The sequence below is a fragment of the Acidithiobacillus ferriphilus genome, assembly GCF_028215975.1.
Lineage (GTDB): Bacteria > Pseudomonadota > Gammaproteobacteria > Acidithiobacillales > Acidithiobacillaceae > Acidithiobacillus > Acidithiobacillus ferriphilus.
Map to the genome: position 1 here is coordinate 904986 of NZ_CP116458.1, position 17703 is coordinate 922688.

At 59.7% G+C, this 17703-nt stretch carries 18 protein-coding genes and 1 other RNA gene; 10 read left to right on the forward strand and 9 right to left on the reverse strand.

Annotated elements, in window-relative coordinates:
- Nucleotides 1–42: 42 nt before the first annotated feature.
- Genes ychF through mrdA form a run of 4 tightly spaced genes read right to left on the reverse strand, consistent with a single transcriptional unit; the run spans nt 43 to nt 4255 of the window.
- Nucleotides 43–1134, reverse strand: coding sequence for a redox-regulated ATPase YchF (ychF, locus tag PJU76_RS04455; RefSeq protein ID WP_271780654.1), 1092 nt, complete (start codon nt 1132–1134; stop codon nt 43–45).
- Between the two features lie 9 nt (nt 1135–1143).
- Entirely contained in the window at nt 1144–1713 is a 570-nt protein-coding gene (pth, locus tag PJU76_RS04460; RefSeq protein WP_271780655.1) for an aminoacyl-tRNA hydrolase, read from the reverse strand.
- 6 nt (nt 1714–1719) lie between these two features.
- The gene (locus tag PJU76_RS04465; protein WP_271780656.1) at nt 1720–2328 is read right to left on the reverse strand and encodes a 50S ribosomal protein L25/general stress protein Ctc; all 609 of its coding nucleotides are present in this window, start codon (nt 2326–2328) and stop codon (nt 1720–1722) included.
- A gap of 13 nt (nt 2329–2341) precedes the next feature.
- Nucleotides 2342–4255, reverse strand: coding sequence for a penicillin-binding protein 2 (gene mrdA / locus PJU76_RS04470; RefSeq protein WP_271780657.1), 1914 nt, complete (start codon nt 4253–4255; stop codon nt 2342–2344).
- 87 nt (nt 4256–4342) lie between these two features.
- On the opposite strand from mrdA, the gene PJU76_RS04475 reads away from it, so the two are divergent.
- The 4 genes from PJU76_RS04475 (at nt 4343) to PJU76_RS04490 (ending at nt 5726) form a co-directional block, all read left to right on the forward strand.
- Complete coding sequence (locus PJU76_RS04475) at nt 4343–4582, forward strand: hypothetical protein (RefSeq protein ID WP_271780658.1); 240 nt, start codon at nt 4343–4345, stop codon at nt 4580–4582.
- A gap of 16 nt (nt 4583–4598) precedes the next feature.
- A complete protein-coding gene (locus PJU76_RS04480) occupies nt 4599–4919 on the forward strand; it encodes a cell division protein ZapA (RefSeq protein ID WP_226825084.1) in 321 nt (106 codons plus the stop codon).
- A gap of 9 nt (nt 4920–4928) precedes the next feature.
- Nucleotides 4929–5109, forward strand: a non-coding RNA gene (gene ssrS, locus PJU76_RS04485) — 6S RNA.
- Between the two features lie 53 nt (nt 5110–5162).
- On the forward strand, nt 5163–5726 hold the full coding sequence (locus tag PJU76_RS04490; RefSeq protein WP_271780659.1) for a 5-formyltetrahydrofolate cyclo-ligase: 564 nt from the start codon (nt 5163–5165) through the stop codon (nt 5724–5726).
- Nucleotides 5727–5875: 149 nt separating this feature from the next.
- Here PJU76_RS04490 and PJU76_RS04495 read toward each other — a convergent pair whose 3' ends face one another.
- From PJU76_RS04495 to PJU76_RS04505, 3 genes are read right to left on the reverse strand one after another with little or no spacing between them, the layout of a single operon-like run.
- Entirely contained in the window at nt 5876–7648 is a 1773-nt protein-coding gene (locus PJU76_RS04495) for a M61 family metallopeptidase (protein WP_271780660.1), read from the reverse strand.
- On the reverse strand, nt 7645–7800 hold the full coding sequence (locus PJU76_RS04500; RefSeq protein WP_271780661.1) for a hypothetical protein: 156 nt from the start codon (nt 7798–7800) through the stop codon (nt 7645–7647). Before PJU76_RS04500 ends, PJU76_RS04495 begins: the two co-directional genes overlap by 4 nt.
- Nucleotides 7801–7806: 6 nt before the next feature.
- Nucleotides 7807–8460: a protein-L-isoaspartate O-methyltransferase family protein gene (locus PJU76_RS04505; RefSeq protein ID WP_271780662.1), complete on the reverse strand. Its 654-nt coding sequence runs from the start codon at nt 8458–8460 to the stop codon at nt 7807–7809.
- Between the two features lie 150 nt (nt 8461–8610).
- Here PJU76_RS04505 and PJU76_RS04510 point away from each other — a divergent pair, with 150 nt between their 5' ends.
- Nucleotides 8611–9549: an MlaD family protein gene (locus PJU76_RS04510; protein ID WP_271780663.1), complete on the forward strand. Its 939-nt coding sequence runs from the start codon at nt 8611–8613 to the stop codon at nt 9547–9549.
- 46 nt (nt 9550–9595) lie between these two features.
- Nucleotides 9596–10219: an ABC-type transport auxiliary lipoprotein family protein gene (locus PJU76_RS04515; protein WP_271780664.1), complete on the forward strand. Its 624-nt coding sequence runs from the start codon at nt 9596–9598 to the stop codon at nt 10217–10219.
- 9 nt (nt 10220–10228) lie between these two features.
- On the opposite strand, the gene PJU76_RS04520 is transcribed toward PJU76_RS04515, so the two are convergent.
- Complete coding sequence (locus PJU76_RS04520; protein ID WP_271780665.1) at nt 10229–10705, reverse strand: universal stress protein; 477 nt, start codon at nt 10703–10705, stop codon at nt 10229–10231.
- The gene (locus PJU76_RS04525; protein WP_271780666.1) at nt 10698–12410 is read right to left on the reverse strand and encodes a proline--tRNA ligase; all 1713 of its coding nucleotides are present in this window, start codon (nt 12408–12410) and stop codon (nt 10698–10700) included. The genes PJU76_RS04520 and PJU76_RS04525 overlap by 8 nt, the downstream gene beginning before the upstream one ends.
- A gap of 343 nt (nt 12411–12753) precedes the next feature.
- Here PJU76_RS04525 and exaC point away from each other — a divergent pair, with 343 nt between their 5' ends.
- From exaC to wbaP, 4 genes are all read left to right on the forward strand, one after another.
- Entirely contained in the window at nt 12754–14274 is a 1521-nt protein-coding gene (gene exaC, locus PJU76_RS04530; protein WP_271780667.1) for an acetaldehyde dehydrogenase ExaC, read from the forward strand.
- Nucleotides 14275–14636: 362 nt separating this feature from the next.
- On the forward strand, nt 14637–15044 hold the full coding sequence (locus tag PJU76_RS04535; protein WP_271780668.1) for a hypothetical protein: 408 nt from the start codon (nt 14637–14639) through the stop codon (nt 15042–15044).
- Nucleotides 15044–16225 carry a glycosyltransferase family 4 protein gene (locus PJU76_RS04540; RefSeq protein ID WP_271780669.1) on the forward strand — a complete coding sequence of 394 codons (1182 nt, stop codon included), beginning with the start codon at nt 15044–15046 and terminating at the stop codon, nt 16223–16225. The genes PJU76_RS04535 and PJU76_RS04540 overlap by 1 nt, the downstream gene beginning before the upstream one ends.
- A gap of 5 nt (nt 16226–16230) precedes the next feature.
- Complete coding sequence (gene wbaP, locus PJU76_RS04545) at nt 16231–17685, forward strand: undecaprenyl-phosphate galactose phosphotransferase WbaP (RefSeq protein ID WP_271780670.1); 1455 nt, start codon at nt 16231–16233, stop codon at nt 17683–17685.
- Nucleotides 17686–17703: the final 18 nt, after the last annotated feature.

Here is a 17703-nt window from a genome sequence, read left to right on the forward strand (position 1 = left end):
GTTAAAACACGCATCATGCAATCTATTTTGAACGGTTTTCCGCTACACGTTGAACAAGAAGTTCAGTACATCTCCATCCTGCACCACATATTCCTTTCCTTCCGCCCGCATCTTGCCCGCTTCCTTGGCCCCGTGTTCGCCCTGGTATTGAATGAAATCGTCATAGGCGATGGTCTGGGCGCGGATGAAGCCACGTTCAAAATCACTGTGGATAACTCCCGCCGCCTGTGGCGCGGTGGCGCCCACCGGGATAGTCCAGGCACGGACCTCTTTGACGCCGGCAGTGAAGTAGGTCTGCAGGCCGAGTAAACGGTACGCCGCACGGATGATGCGGTTGAGGCCGGGCTCCTCCAGCCCCAAGTCCTGCAAGAAAGCGTTTTGCTCCTCCGGTTCCAGTTCTGCCAACTCTGCTTCGATGGCGGCGCAGACGGGCACCACACTCGCATGCCGTTCTGCCGCCCACGTTTCCAGGGGTGCACGCCAGGGGCCATCCTGCAACTCGTCCTCAGCGACATTGGCAATAACCATGAGGGGTTTCATGGTCAGCAGACAGAGGCCGCGCAGATGCTCTCGCTCCTCGCTGTTCAGGTTCAGGCTGGCGGCTGGCTTGCCTTCATTGAGGTGGGGCAGGAGGCGGGTCATGGCGGCGACTTCGGCCAGCGCGTCTTTGTTGCCGCCCTTGGCTTGCCGCGCCACCCGCGCCTGGGCTTTCTCCACGGTGCTGAGATCGGCCAGAATCAGCTCCGTCAGCACCACCTCCAGATCCGCCACCGGATCCACATGGCCACTCACATGGACCACGTTGGGGTCCTCAAAGCAGCGGGTGACCAAGGCAATGGCGTCTGTCTCGCGGATATGGGCGAGAAACTGATTGCCCAGACCCTCACCCTGCGCTGCACCGGCCACCAGCCCGGCGATGTCCACGAACTCCATGGTGGCGTGCTGTACCTTCTGCGGTTTGACGATCGCTGAGAGGGCCTCAAGACGGGGATCGGGTACGGCAACCAGGCCGACGTTCGGCTCGATCGTGCAGAAGGGATAGTTCTCCGCCGCGATACCCGCCCTGGTGATGGCGTTGAAAAGGGTGGATTTGCCGACATTGGGTAAGCCGACGATACCGCAGGCCAAAGCCATAAGAAGCTCCTAATCGCTATGCAGGGTTTTTTGTGCCGCATCCGTGCGGCCGCTGAGAAAATCGGGAAGTACGCCGAGACTGGATTCAATCGCCTCGTCAATCAGGGTCTTGTCCGCTGCCGTCGGAGCGCCAAGCACATAACCGATGACCGCATCTTTGTGCCCTGGATGGCCGATACCGATGCGCAGCCGCCAGTAATCGCGGGTGCCCAGGGCACGGTCGAGATCGCGTAGGCCGTTGTGCCCGCCATGACCACCACCGCGTTTCAGTCGTGCGCTGCCTGGGGGGAGGTCCAGTTCATCATGAATCACCAGAATCCGTTCTGCGGGCACTTTATAAAAGGCCGCCATAGCCTGTACCGGGTCACCGCTGCGGTTCATGAAATCTTGCGGCATACACAGCCCCAGTTCCAGTCCGAAAGCGCGTGCCGTAGCGGCCAGACAATGCCAGCGCCGCTCCATACGTAAAGACGCCCCGACCCGGTCTGCAAAGGTCTGGAGCGTCCAAAAGCCGGCATTATGGCGGGTTCGGGCATATTCCGCACCGGGGTTGCCCAGGCCCGCCAACAACCAATCCATAAGGCCTCAGGCGGTGGTCTCCGGGGCTTCTTCCGCCTCGGCACCGGTACGCGGATTGTGGATGGAGACGATTTCCTTGTCATCCTCATGCTGCAGGGGCAGGAGGACGACACCTTCGGGCACCGTGATCTGGGACAGGTGCAGACTTTCCCCCACCAGCAGCTTGCCAATGTCGATTTCAATGGCCTCAGGCAGGTGGCCCACCGGGGCTTCCACTTCCACTTCCACCAGAGCACGGTGCAGTACACCGCCGGCCTTGATACCAGCACAGGTCGTCTCGTTCAGGAAGTGGATAGGTACGTGCAAATGCACCCGCTCACCGGCATGAACCCGCAAAAAATCCATATGCAGGACCTCTTCCTTGTAGGGATGCATCTGAATGTCGCGGATCAGCGCGGTTTCTTTCCCTTTGGGGAATTCCAGCGTGATGACGCTGGTATAAGCGCGCTCATCGGGCAGCAGTTTGCGGAGCAGGCGGGCTTCAACGCTGATTCCCAGCGCTGGCTTGCCGTCTCCATACAGCACGGCGGGCACCATACCGGTACGGCGCAGGCGGCGGCTGGCCCGGCGGCCGTTTTCTTCACGCGGCTCGGCCGCAATCGCAAAATCTGTCATTTTTTTGGACTCCTTATGGTGTCATGGGATGAGCGGGGCGAGGGTTGACAGAACCTTTCTCCCCAATAGCAAGGGGCGCATCATAATGCGCTGCGGGTTTTTCGGCAACCTTTTCTGGTGTTTTTTCATCGGGCTGCAAATAGGCTTTGATCACCGCGCGAGCCACCGGCAGGGCTTGCCAGGCATTGTGCCCGCCATATTCCACTACCACGGCGACGGCGATTTTGGGGTGATGTACTGGTGCCCAGCCGATAAAAAGGGAGTCGTTGTTATAAATAGTGTGGCCATTTTTATAGCCCACCGGTACTTGTGCCGTGCCTGTTTTCCCGGCAATGGTAATGCCGGGAATGCTGATGGTATGGCAGGTGCCGATGGTGACACAGGCCTCCATACCCTTATGGACGGCATGCATGGCCGTTGCCGAAATATGCAGATTAACAGGTTGCGCATGAGGAATGGCTTTTGTCTGGCCGGTGCTCTGGTTGATGAGCGCTTTGGCGACCTGGGGCTGAACCAGATAGCCGCCGTTGGCGAGGGCGGCGACCGCACGGGCTAATTGTAATGGCGTTTCCAGCAAATAACCCTGACCAATTCCGAGAATGACGGAGTCTCCCGTGTACCAGTGCGCATGCAGATGCTTACGTTTCCAGGCGGGGGTCGGCACCAGGCCATTGGCGCCGCCCGGCAGGTCAATGGGAGGAGTTTTGCCGAAGCCGAATCGCCACAGGGTCTTGTCCTGCATGGCGATGCCCATTTTCACCGCGAGCTTGTAGTAAAAGACATCTACCGACCAGGCCAACGCCTTGGTCAGGCCGGTGTTGCCGAATCCTGCCCGATTCCAGTCCCAATAGGTGTGCCCGCCGAGCTGATAATTGCCCGCACAGAAGGTATGGAAATCGGGAGTGATGATGCCTTCCTGGATCGCCTCTATGGAATAGAAAGGTTTGGCGCAGGACCCCGGCGGGTAGAGACCATTGTCCGCACGGTTCATCAGCGGTCGTTCCGGGTTGTCCAGAAGGCTCTGCCAGTGGGCCTTGCTGATGCCGTCCACGAACCAGTTGGCATTGAAGCTGGGGCTGGTGACCATGGCCAGTACGGCGCCGTTGTCAGGGTCCAAAGCGACGACGGCGCCGCGATAGCCCTTGTCTTTTTGTAAGGCCTCAGCCCCCGCCTGTTGCACGCGCAGGCGCAGATGGGTGAGCAAATTATCTCCGGGCTGCGCCGGCACCTCGCGCAGTGTGCCCACCTGTAGTCCGCGCGCGTCGATATCCTTGATCCTATAGCCCATGGTGCCGCGGATCTGGCGTTCATAATAGCGCTCCAGGCCGCTCTTGCCGATATAGTTGCGTCCGACATAATTGCGGGCGTGAAAGTTCTTCAGGTCGGCGGCGGTAACAGGGCCGACATAGCCGACGACGTGAGAGAAAAGTGCATCATAGGGGTAATAGCGATGCAGCAAGGCGACCACCCGCACGCCGGGTAGATCCAGTGCGCGCACGGCTACAGTGGCGATCTGCGTCGAGGTCAGGTTGGCCTTGAGGACTACTGGATCGAAACCCGGCTTCCCCTGGCGCAGGTCCTGGAAGCGGCGCATATCGTCCGCACTCAGGTCGAGCATCTGCTGCAGGCGCTGCAAGGTCCTCTGCAAATGGGGCACCTGGTCGGGGGTGATTTCCAGGGCATAGGTAGGCTGGTTTTCCGCCAGCACCTTACCATGTTCGGCAAGCACCAGGCCGCGGGGCGGGGCAACGGGGACGAGAGCTACGTGATTATCGTAAGCCAGTGTGCGGAATTTGGAATAATGCAGTATCTCAAGGTCCATAATACGTAATACCACAGCGAGAATCGCCAACAGCATCAGTACTGTCGCGACGCCAAGCCGGAAGCGGAAGTTGCGATTACGTTGGTCAGGGTTAGAAAGAGGCATAATCGGGAACGACCTGGTTCAGTTTGCAAATGGCTGGGGCGCTTCGTACACTCGGAAGCAAAATCTTTGGTGAAATGGGGTGGCGCTGTGTTGGAGTCCCGTTTTGAATCTCTGTTCGCAGAGCTGGAAAGCATTATAACGGATTATCGTGGATTGCGCCGTCATCTGGAAGGAAATGGGCGTGATAAGCGTTCCCTGCAGAGCCTGCAAAAACAAATCCAGATGCTCAATGCCGAAAATGTCCTGTTGCGGGAGCGTCAGGAAATCGTATGCCTGCGCTTGAGTGAACTCCTCGCGCAGGTGAGCCAGTGGGAAAACGAAGTATAAAACCATACCGATGGAGATGACCGTGCCAGAAATAATCCGCAGTCCCATCACCCATCACGTCAATATCACTTTGCTGGGGCAAAGTTATCAGGTGCCCTGTCAGCCCGAGGAGCAGGTACTTCTGATGGAGGCGGTCGCGTTGCTGAATCAGCAGCTCGAAGCCACCCGGGCCGGGGGCCGCACGATGGGTAAAGAGCGCGCGGCGTTGATGGTGGCGATTAATCTGGCCGCAGATCTGCAGCGCGCGCGCCAGGAATTGCAGGCGCGCGATGATCAGCTCAATGCAGTGGCGGCCCGCTTGCGCCGGTTGGTTGACATGGGTAAGGGGGCGGAGTAGCTTGGGTCTTGCTCCCTGCGGGGCGCGAGTAGCCGAGATGATTCCTGAACCAACATTGTCTATCCAGGGAGTCCTCAGTCATCATCGTGGTGTGCAGCTCCCTTGTGGAGTAGCCTGAAGCGATGTGTGGATTCCCACCTGTACATCAGGTTCTGGGGGTAGCGGGCTGCACGACCCAGGCGGGGGGTTCTTTTGTTTTCAGGGCTGGATGATATACCCGCGAAAAGCTCGTTACGCCGACGCATGCGTCAGCAGCGACGTGGTCTTTCCGCCGAGGCGTTATATTCCGCAGCCGTGGCCTTGTCCGACCAACTGGTGCGCCTCAACCACTTTCAGCGGGCTCGTCATATCGGCCTCTACTGGCCCATGCAGGGTGAAATCAGTCCCTTGCCGATCATGCAGTATCCCATTGCGGCCAATAAGCATTTTTATCTGCCTGTGCTCGCCGGTCGTTTTGCGCGCAGCCTGCGCTTTGCACCCTTTCACCCTAATGCCGTCCTGCGCCATAATCGCTTTCGCATTCCCGAGCCGCAGGTATCTCCCCGCCAGTACCGTTCTGTGCGTGAGCTGGATTTATTGATCCTGCCGCTGGTGGCTTTCGACGCCGAAGGTTATCGGCTGGGGATGGGCGGGGGCTTTTATGATCACAGTCTGGTGCATTTGCCCCACCGCCGCAGTTGGCGGCGACCGCGGCTGATTGGGGTAGGTCATGCTTTTCAGGAGGTGCCTCATGTGCCCAGAGAGCCTTGGGATATCCCCCTGGGCATTGTCTGCACAGAAAAGGCCTGTTACAGGATTGACTCATGATGGCACAGATACTTTTTGCAGGAGATGTCATGGGTGCCGCCGGAAGACGGGCTTTGCGCCTGGCCCTGGCCCGCTTGCGGCAGGACGGGTGCCCCAGCGGCACGGCTTACCAGAGCGATGCAGGCATGTGCGGCTGTTACGACTGGGGACTATGCTTCCAGCCATGCACGGCGGCGGGCAAGGACGACTTCATCCGCATCCTCCAGCAATTCCAGCCAAGCCGTATCCGGTGGCGGCGGAGCCGGGGTCAGTTGAGTTTCCATAAGGATGTCATCACGGAAAAAGTGGATACGTAGCGCTGCACCCGCGGAAAGCGCATCCAGTTGTGTCGGTATATGTTCCGCTGTGGTCCGGACGCCGTCGAGGGCGACGAGAATGTCGTCCGGCGACAACCCCGCCTGTTCGGCAGGGCCGCCACTCTGTACATGGTGCAATTGAGCACCCAGCGCGTGCGGACGCCAGTGCGCACCCAGCCAGACCGGCGGGGTTTTTTCGCAGGCCTGTCCGCCTTCATCCTGCGGGCCACAGGCCGCGCGCAGATGGAGCGCAATGCCCATTTCCGCCAACAGTGCGCGCAGCGGTAAGTCGGTTTTCTCCGTGAGCCAGGATTCCAAACGCGCAGCGAGCGGCGGCCCGGCGAGTGCCTCGATCAGATGGATGCATTGGCCTTCCGGCAGTGGTTTGCCGGTGCGGCCGTAATCTTGCCACAACCGGGTGAGCAAGGTGTCGAGGCTCCGACCGCCGTCACTTTCCAGACGCAGGCTGAGGTCCAGACAGAGGGCCAGCAGGGCACCTTTGTTATAATAACTGACCTCAAAGTTGGCGCTGTTGGCATGGGGATGATAGAGCTTGATCCAGGCATCTTCACTGGACTCCGCCAGACTTTGCAGGAAACGTCCGGGGCGGCGCAGCAGACGGGTCAGTTCCTTCCCGACTCCGCGTAAGTATTCCGCGGGCGTGGTCAGACCGGCGCGGCGCAGGCAGAGATCATCATAGTAGGAGGTGATGCCCTCGAAGATCCAGAGATCGCGGGTGAGCGCCTCCCGGTCCAGGGCGCTGGCGCTGAGCACAGAGGGACGAATGGCCTGCACCAGCCAGCCATGGAAATACTCGTGACTGACCAGACTCAGGAAACGCTGATAATGGTCTTCGTTGCGGCCACTCAGGTCATCCCGGGCGCAGAGGAGGGCGCTGGAAGCGCGATGCTCCAATCCCCCATAGCCATCAGCGCTGGTCATGCACAGAAAGTGGTACTCGGCAAAGGCGGCATCGCCCCAGAAACGCTGTTGCCAGTCACAAATGCGTGCCAGATCTGAACCCAACCGCTGCAAGTCTGCCTGATGGATGCCTTGAATGAGCAGGTGATGGGGCCGCTCTCCTGCCGAAAAGTCCAGCAGCGTGAGCGTGCCCATGAGCAGCGGATGATCAATGAGGGCGCGATACTCAGCGGCAATAAAGCTGCCCCAGCTCCAGGTCGCACCGCTTTGCCGGGGGAGGGCGGTGGCCACCTGCCAGTCTTCCGGACCTTCCAGGAGGACTGCGTGCGCTTGATCTTCCTGTCCCAGGACCCGCAAGTAGATGGCCGGGCCGTTGAAAAAGCCCCCCTGATCATCCAGATATGCTGTGCGTACCGAGCGGTCGTAAGCGTACACGGCGTAACGGACGACGACCGGACCATGGCCCGCCGCGAGACGCCAGCGGTCCTTACCGATTTTGTGCAGGGCGATATCCTGCCCATTACGTTCTGCGTGAATTTGTGTCACATGGCGGGCGAGGTCGCGGATAGTATAGCTGCCGGGCACCCACGTGGGCAGGGCGAGAATCTGTCCCTCCGGGTCCGGTTCGGAAATATTCAGAGACACCTGAAAAAGATGCGCTTGCGGCGCGACGCTGATCTGGTAACTCAGTGGGACAAAACTCAAGGCAGCACTCCTAATGCCAAGCGGCGGCCACCACCACCGGTTGCCAGCCCTCTGCCTTGCAGTGGCGTCCGTCGTGCGGGGGGGAGGGTGCCGAGCAGGCGATCCTGCAGATCAATGGCGAGGATGATGCTTTGCCCGGCCTGAATACGCATGATTGCTCAGAATATGAAGCGGGCTGGCAACGGCTTGTGACGCAAGGGCGGAATTTCTGTCTCGAAGAGTTCCGAGTATTCGAAGATGCCTGGCTGGGAGTGGAAAATCCGCCGCACCCGCATGGCAGGGCCGGTGCCGAGGATAGCTATTAATCGTCCGCCAACGGACAGTTGCTCTTTGAAGACCTCCGGCAGCACCGGCAAGGATCCGGTGATACAGATGGCATCATAGGGCGCGTTATCCGCCCAGCCAGTGGAGCCGTCGCCAACGTGCAGGTGGGCATTATGCACGCCCTGCACCCGCAAACGGCCTTCCGCGGTTCGGGAGAGTTCGGCGCGATCTTCGACACTGTGTACCATCCCCGCGAGTTGTGCCATCAGTGCCGTCAGGTAGCCGCTTCCAGTGCCGATCTCCAGCACCCGATCCTGTTCATGCAGATCCAGCTCTTGCAAGACCCGCGCCTCCATCTTCGGCGTCCACATGATCTCGCTGTGCCCCAGCGGTAAAGTAAAATCAGCAAAAGCCAAATGCTGATAAGGGAGCGGCACGAAAAATTCACGCTTTACTTGTGCAACAGTGGCCAGCACACGAGGGTCGAGCACATCCCAGGTGCGGATCTGGGTGTCAATCATGGTACGGCGGAGGGCGTCAAAGTCCATAGAGAATCAGGGTTCCAGTAGTTTTCCACCATTTAGGCATGGGTCCGGTGGCAAGTCAATCCACGCGCACATCGCGCACCCGTAAGATGGTGATTGGCTTGGCGTCCGTCCTGTGCTCCAATAGCCACTGATATTGCAAAGGAGTTCCTCTTGGAGAGCCGTGCGCACGCGCTGGTAGCACTCATTTTTTTGGCCGTACTGGGTGTCGGAGTGGCGGTAGTTGGGTTGTGGATGCATCGTGCTGCGCGGCCGGGTGTCGCCTTCGACGTGATCTCCCCCTACAGCGTAGGGGGCCTCACCCTTCAGGCGCCGGTACGCTTCAAAGGTGTGCGGGTGGGAGATGTGACCGCGATTGGCCTGGATCCGACGAATCCGCGCATGATCAGGGTGCGGATCAAGGTGGATAAGGCGACGCCCATTACCCGCGCGACCTTCGCCGAACTGGCGCCGCAAGGGGTGACCGGCCTAAGTTATTTGTCCCTGAGCGATCACGGCACCGACTTCGCACCTTTGCCGAGGGTGCCCGGTCGACTGGCCGAAATCCCTATGCATCCCAGCTTTTTTGAAGTGCTGTCCCGGAATGGCGAATCGCTGGTGAATCGCAGCAACGAGCTGGCTAATCGCCTGAATGCACTTTTAACGGACGAGAATCGCACACGTTTTGCGCAGACGCTTACCCACATGGACCAGGCCACAGACCAGCTGGTGCAAATGGAGACGGCATTATTGCCGACCATTAAGGCCCTGCCTGCCATGGTCGCTGCCACCCGGTCCACCATGGTGGCGAGCCATCTGCTCATTGCCCATCTCGATGCGCTGACCGTGGCGGCGCAAGCGCCGCTGGCGGATACGGCGGAGGCCGCCAAGTCACTGCGTGGACTCAGTGTTGCTGGAGAGCGGGCGGCGAACACCCTCAATTACGACACCTTGCCGCGGGTGAATCACCTCACCCAAAGCCTGATGGCCAGCAGCGCGGCGTTGGCAGCTCTCAGCCATTCGCTGCAGCGCTCCCCGCAATCGTTGCTCTATGGCGATCGTGGCCCGCCGCCGGGACCGGGTGAGCCGGGTTTTTCCACGGGAGGTAACTGAGCGCATGCGACACCCTCTTTCTAAATATTCACCCGCGGGGAAGCGCATGATGCTGGCAGGCATGGTTCTGCTTGCCGCTGGTTGTGCCAGCAGCGCCCCCTGGCAGGCACCCTACGATATTACGCCATCGCATCCCGTCCCGCTGGCCAGCACCAAAGGCACCACGACGGCGCTGCCCGTGCTGCGCTTGGCTCGCGTCAGCGCCGCGCATTGGCTGAAAACGGACGCCTACCAGTATCATTTGCTCTATCAGGAGCCACAGCGCCTGCTGGCTTACCGGGACGCCCGCTGGGTTGGCACCCCGCCGCAGATGATTGCCAGCCGCTTGCAGCGTCAATTGGCGCACTCCGGCCAGTGGCGGGCTGTTTTGGCGGGGCAGTCCAGCGGTACCGCGACTTGGCTATTGCAGGTCCGACTGACGGATTTCGTGGTGAATTTCAGTGGGCCGGAGGCGGGCAAGGCACTGGTCGCCGGTACCGCGACGCTGGTGAATGCTACAGATTATCGGGTGGTTGCCCAGCACAGTTTTCGTTTCACCGAGATACTTCCCGGTGCGAGTGCGCAGGGTGGTGCCGTGGCCATGGCCGGGGCAAGTGAACGTTTTGTCACAGCGGTGAGTGGCTGGGCCGCGCAGATGGCGAGCACCGGGAAGTCTACGCCCCAGCCTTAGGATTTTACTTCAGTCCTCGTGGTGCTTGACCACCAGCACCGGACAACTGGCGTAATGGACGATGTCATTGGCGACAGAACCCAGCAGCAACCGGCCGATGGCGCCGTAGCCATGACTGCCCACTACCAGCATGTCCACTGCATGGGCCTTGCCGAAGGCGATCACCGCCTTCCCGATATTTTCCCCGCTTTCCTCCAGTTCCACCCGTGGTGTGATGCCGTCTTCGGCTATGGATTGGCGCAGTTTTTCCATCTCGGCATGCGCCAGTTGGAGCAGCTTTTCGCGCAGATCCAGGGTGGGCGGCAGAATTTCTTCCGGTATCTGCAGATTGAGCATTTGCGGGTTGAAAATGTGGAGCAGGGTGAGGCGGGCGTCGTGCAACCGGGCTTCTTGCGCCGCCATCCGGGCGGTGTACAGGGCCATCGGTGAAAAATCGACGGCCGCCAAAATATGCTTTATGGGGGTCTTTACGGGTGATTTATCCACGAGGATGCTCCTTGCGCAGGTGGTTCATGAGTTGCGTTTCATCCAGAAGCACGTTTTCGGTGGCGCGACGCGCCCGATATTCCCAAACGCCCTGCGCCAGCACCTTGTCACTGACCACAATGCGATGGGGCAGGCCGATCAGATCCATGGTGGCAAACTGCACTCCCGGACGCTCATCGCGATCATCGAGCAGTACGCTGTAGCCCTGCGCCTCCAGGCGATCATGTAGGGCTTGAGCGGCGGCGGCCACTTCCGGCGACTTGCGCGCATTGATGGCGACGATGCTGACTTCAAAGGGTGCCAGGGCCGCTGGCCAGGCGATGCCACGATCATCAAAATGCTGCTCCACCGCCGCCGCCACCACCCGCGACACACCGATACCATAGCAACCCATGGTCACTGTGGCATCGCGCCCTGTCTCGTCCAGCACGCTAATACCCATACTCTTGCTGTAGCGTTCCCCGAGCTGAAAGACGTGCCCCACCTCAATGCCCCGACGGATGCTTAGAGTGCCCTCCCGGCAATGAGGGCAGGTATCCCCGGCACGGACATTGCGCAGATCCGCCGCCACCGGACGTGGTAAATCGCGATCCCAGTTCAGGTTGATCCAGTGCAGATCCGCCGCATTGGCGCCTGTGCTGAAATTAGCCACGCCAAAGGCGCGGTGATCCGCCATTATGGAGATAGGCAGCAACGGATCCTTGGGGCCAATGAAGCCCAGGGGTGCGCCCGTGGCGGATACGGCTTCATCCGAGCTGGCCAAGCGCAGCTCCTGCGCATTCAGGGCATGCCCGGTTTTGACCAGATTCAGTTCATCATCGCCGCGCAGCAACAGCATGACTATCTTACCGTCGGCAAGCACCAACACGCTCTTGACGATTTTTGCGGTGCTGATGCCCAGATGCTCAGCTTGCGCCGCTACGCTGCGGATACCCGGCGTCCGCACTTGTGCGGCGGCCAGCGGCATTTCCGTCTCCGCGGGCTCGGGGCGACTCTGGGCCTTTTCCATATTCGCGGCATAGTCGCAGTGGTGACAAGAGACGATGGCGTCTTCGCCCGAATCCGCCAGCACATGAAACTCATGGGAGCGTTTACCCCCAATTGCCCCGTTATCTGCTTCTACCGCACGGAAGTTCAGCCCGAGGCGGGTGAAAATCCGCTGGTAGGCCGCGTACATCGCCTGATAGGTGATTTCTAATGAGGCATGATCCATGTGGAAGGAGTAAGCGTCTTTCATGATGAACTCACGACCGCGTATCAGCCCGAAGCGGGGCCGGATTTCATCGCGGAACTTGGTCTGAATCTGATAGAAGTTGGCGGGAAGCTGCCGGTAAGAATGAATCTCCCGCCGCGCCAAGTCGCTGATGACCTCCTCATGGGTCGGTCCCAGGCAGAAATCACGGTCGTGACGATCCCGCAGGCGCAGCAGTTCCGGGCCGTACTGCTCCCAGCGCCCCGACTCCTGCCAGAGTTCGGCGGGCTGCATCACCGGCATCAGTAATTCCTGCGCGCCGCTGCGGTCCATTTCTTCGCGCACCACCCGCTCCACTCTGCGCAACACCCGCAAACCCAAAGGCATCCAGGTGTACAAACCGGAAGCCAGGCGGCGGATAAAACCCCCGCGCAGCAGTAGCTGGTGACTGATGAGTTCTGCCTCGGCGGGTGTCTCCTTGAGGGTGGGTATGAAAATCTGACTGGCGCGCATAAAAATCCCTATTGAACGATAGAGTACAGTGTAAGAAAGGGTGGGAGACAAAGAAAGGGGCAAAACGCGGTCCGGGATCTGGGCGCATTTCTTCTCCACCCGTGGCCGATTCGCTCCATACCGTTGCCGAGGTTTAGCACGGTGTGCTAGCTTTCCAGCTTTGAATGCACAGGCCTCCGCCCGGCGGATAATGCCCCCCAAGTCAATCGACGTTGGCAAAAACTGGCGTGGTTGATACCGCGCTGTTCACAAAATGCCGGGGCGAATAAGCCGCTGCCTTGCGATTGGATAACGAACGCTTACTGATCATGACCCCGTATCCGCATTGACTGAAGGAAATAACATGCAATATGCAAATCCAAACACCGAAGGCGCAGTCGTCAACTTCAAAGAACGCTATGGCAACTTCATCGGCGGCCAGTGGGTTGCCCCAGTCAATGGTGAATACTTCGACAATATTTCCCCGGTCAACGGCAAGCCGTTTTGCCAAATCCCACGTTCCAGCGCGGAAGACATTGAACTGGCACTGGATGCCGCCCACGCCGCCAAAGATGCCTGGGGCAGGACTTCCGTCGCTGCCCGTTCCAATATCCTGCTGAAAATCGCTGACCGCATTGACGCCAATCTGGAAATGCTGGCTGTGGCTGAAACCTGGGATAACGGCAAAGCCGTGCGCGAAACCCTGAATGCTGACGTGCCGCTTTCCTCCGACCACTTCCGCTACTTCGCGGGTTGCTTACGCGCTCAAGAAGGCACTATGGGCGAAATCGACGAAAATACCGTCGCTTACCACTTCCATGAGCCGCTGGGCGTTGTTGGTCAAATCATTCCGTGGAACTTCCCACTGCTGATGGCGTGCTGGAAACTGGCTCCCGCACTGGCGGCGGGTAACTGCGTGGTACTGAAACCGGCAGAACAAACCCCGGCCTCCATTCTGGTGATGATGGAATTGATCGCTGACCTGTTGCCGGCAGGCGTGCTGAACGTGGTCAACGGCTACGGTGTGGAAGCAGGCAAAGCGCTGGCAACCAGCAAACGCATTGCCAAAATTGCCTTTACCGGCTCTACCCCTGTCGGTTCCCTGATTATGAAATACGCGGCGGAAAACATTATCCCGTCTACTGTGGAACTGGGTGGCAAATCCCCCAACATCTTCTTTGCCGACGTGCTGGATCAGGAAGATGCGTTTGTGAGCAAGGCGGTGGAGGGCGCGGTACTGGCATTCTTCAACCAAGGTGAAGTCTGCACTTGCCCTTCACGCCTGTTGATTCAAGAATCCGTCTACGAAAAATTCATCGGCATGGTGGTCGAGCGTTCAGCGCAAATCAAACGCGGCAACCCGTTGGATACCGAAGTCATGGTCGGCGCGCAAGCTTCCCAGGAGCAGTACGACAAAATCCTCAGCTACATCCAGATCGGCAAGGACGAAGGCGCTGAAGTCATTACCGGTGGCGCAGTGGAAACCATGTCTGCGGATTATTGCGAAGGTTACTACATCCAACCTACCCTGCTGAAAGGCACCAACAACATGCGCGTGTTCCAAGAAGAGATCTTCGGGCCGGTCGTGTCTGTGGCAACCTTCAAGGACGAAGCGGAAGCATTGGCGATTGCCAACGACACCGAGTTCGGTCTGGGCGCAGGCGTGTGGACCCGCGACATGAACCGTGCCTACCGCATGGGCCGTGGCATTCAGGCCGGTCGTGTGTGGACCAACTGCTACCACTTGTACCCGGCACATGCTGCCTTCGGTGGTTACAAAAAATCCGGCGTAGGCCGTGAAACCCACAGAATGATGCTCGACCATTATCAGCAAACCAAAAACCTGTTGGTCAGCTACGACATCAACCCGTTGGGCTTTTTCTAGGTTTCGTTTCCTTACCAGAGGCAGGTGGCAAGTATTTCCGGGTAATCCTGTTAGAGGATGGAGAAACCGGGCACGCCAGCGCCCGCGCTGATGTGCCGCTTTTTTCGTTTGAACAGATCGGTAGTGAGCGCAGGGTCACGGTGGGGTAATACACGAGCGTCATAAAACTGGATTTGCCCGTCATCTATTCACTGACAGATGATTCCCATCTGTCAGCCATAAGCGTTGCAATGTCCGCGCCTTATGTTATATTCCCACCAAAATAAGCTGGAATAACCACAGGCAGGAAGAAACGATGCGAGCCACATGGACGACCAGTATACTTTTTGCTTTGTTGATCGGGCAGGGTTCAGCATTTGCGGATGACCTTTCCTGGCTGGCGAGTTATCCCTAATTATGGGCAGCCTGCATCCCCCAAGCTGGTTGCAGTAGGCTTGGCGCCGGGCACACAGGAGAAGATGGCGGCCACTCAGCTGAGTCAGTCCTCCGGCGACTCGGTCGTAACTTCGTCGCAGCCCCTCGGTTCCCGGTCGGCCATCACCGAGAGCTATTTCATAGGGGCGCAGAACGGGCAGACCCAGATGCCCGCATGGTGGAACGGGCCGCTGCAATCTCAGGAACAGCAGCCCAATCCTGGCTCGGTGCCGTATCAGGCCGTCCTCCAGCGTTGCCCTGACTGCCGCGGTCGCTACCACTTTTTTATTCAACAACAATGGTCCGGCGACCGCTTGATCGGCTACAAAATGCCCCGAGCTGTAACGGAAGACTGATGCGCGTCGCCATAGTGCATGACTGGCTGGTGGTTTACGCCGGAGCGGAGCGGGTGCTGGAGCAGATGCTCGCGTGTTATCCCGACGCCGATCTCTTCAGCTTGGTGGATTTTTTGCCGGCCGGTCAGCGCGTATTCATCCGCAACAAGCCGGTCATCACGTCTTTTATTCAGCGCCTGCCCAGAGCGCGCAAGAAATACCGGGGCTATCTGCCCCTCATGCCGCTGGCCGTGGAGCAGTTCGATCTTTCGGCGTATGACCTCGTGATCAGCAGCAGCCATGCGGTGGCCAAGGGGGTGCTCACCGGGCCGGATCAACTGCATCTGTGCATGTGCTACTCCCCCATCCGCTACGCCTGGGACCTGCAGCATCAGTATCTACGTGAGGCGGGACTGGAGCGGGGCATCAAGGGCTGGGTGGCTAAGGCGATTCTGCATTATATCCGCCTCTGGGATACCCGCACGGGCAACGGCGTGGACGCCTTCATCGCCATTTCCCGCCATATCGCTCGGCGCATCCGCAAGGTGTACGGGCGAGATTCCACCGTCATCTATCCGCCGGTGGATGTGGCGGGTTTTCCCCTGCGCGCGGACAAAGAGGATTTCTACGTCACCGCCTCGCGCATGGTCCCTTATAAGAAAGTGGATCTGATCGTCGAGGCCTTCAGCGCCATGCCGGACAAGCGTCTGGTGGTGATCGGGGATGGGCCGGATTTCGCCAAGGTCCGGGCCAAGGCGGGACCGAATGTGCAATTGCTGGGCTTTGCGGGCGCGGAGGTCCTGCGCGACCACCTGCAACGGGCGCGGGCCTTCGTGTTCGCGGCGGAGGAAGACTTCGGCATCGCCCCCCTGGAGGCCCAGGCCTGCGGCACACCCGTCATCGCCTTTGGCAAGGGTGGGGCGCTGGAGACCATCATTCCCCTGCCGGAGCTGGAGTGTGCGGCGTCGTCCCCCGCGCCCACCGGCGTATTTTTTTACGAACAATCCGTTACCGCCATCATCGCCGCCGTGGAGCGCTTCGAGGGGGCGGGCGCGGCCATCACCCCGCAAGCCTGCCGCGAAAACGCCCTGCGCTTCGCCCCGGGGCGTTTCCGCGCGGAGTTCACGACCTTCGTGGAGCGGGCAGAACCGGACGACACGGCCAGCAGCCACGTTGCGGCCCGGCAAGCATTCGGCCAGTAGAAAAAATGACAAAGAAGCACGGCAACTCAAGGTTTTCCTGGCCCTCCCTGCTGCTTTTCGGCGGCGATGCCCTGGCGCTGGCGGCCGCTTTTTATTTCGGCCGTATCGCCCATGCCCTGTATTACGGACAGGATGTGGTTTGGGTCCTGTTGCATTGGTGGGGGGAGGCGTATTCCGCCAACTTGCTCCTTTTCCCGCTCATGAGCTGCACCGCCTTGCTCTGGTTTTATTACCGGGGGCATTACGCGCGCCAGAAGGCCTTCTGGGACGAGCTGGGGGAGGTCATCCAGGTAATCTCCGTCCTGGCCGTCCTCAATGCGGCTTTTGCCTTTTCCGGCAGGCTGCCCTTGTCGCGGCTGTGGCTGTTCAGCACCTGGGTGCTGGCGCTGATCCTGCTGCCCCTATTGCGGATGGCCATACACCGGTTCATCTCCCGCAGCCGCCACTGGCAGCGTCCCTATGTGTTGCTGGGCTGCGGTGCCAATGCGGGGGAGGCGGCACGGGCCTTTGCCAGCGAGCCCCTCCTCGGCTACCGGTTGCAGGCGGTGTTGGTGCCCTCGGAATTGGATGCCGTACACTGCGCCATTCCTGCGGATGTGCCCCGCGTTCCGCTGGGGGCGGACCCACTGCAGACCATGGCGGAGCTGGGCAACCCCCACGTGGTGCTGGCGCTGGAAATGGATCAGTGGCAGACCATGGAAAACCTGGTGTGGAATCTCGGCATGCGTTATCCCGACCTGACCATCGCGCCCCCTTTGCGAGGCCTGCCCATCTTCGGGCTGGAAACTTTGCACTTTTTCAGCCATGAGATTTTCATGCTGCGCTCGCGGGACAACCTCGCCCGCCCCGGGCCGCGGATCATCAAACGGGCCTTTGATCTGGTGGCGGCCAGCATCCTGGTGCTGCTCCTGTCGCCCCTGCTGCTCTTTCTGGCGTGGCGGATTCACCGGAACGATGGTGGGCCGGTGTTTTTTGTGCAGGAACGGGTGGGGCGGGGCGGGCAATCCTTTCCCTGTTACAAGTTCCGCAGCATGGTCATCGATGCCGAAAGCCGTCTGCGGCAATATCTTACCAGCCATCCCGAGTTGCACGCCGAGTATCAGCGCAATTTCAAGTTGCGTGATGACCCCCGCGTGACACGCATCGGGCGCCTCCTGCGCCGCACCAGCCTGGATGAACTGCCTCAATTGTTCAACGTGCTCCGGGGCGAAATGAGCTTGGTGGGCCCGCGCCCTCTGTTGGACCGGGAGCTGGAGTGCTACGGCAACGGTTTAGCCCTCTATCGCCAGGTGCATCCCGGAATCACCGGCCTGTGGCAGACCAGCGGCCGCTCCGAGACCACTTTCGCCGAACGCGCCTCTCTGGACGCGTGGTACGTGAAGAACTGGTCCCTGTGGTATGACATCGTCATCCTGCTGCGCACCGTAAAAGTGGTGTTGTTCCGGAACGGGGCGTATTGATATCCCTTTCGCCATCAT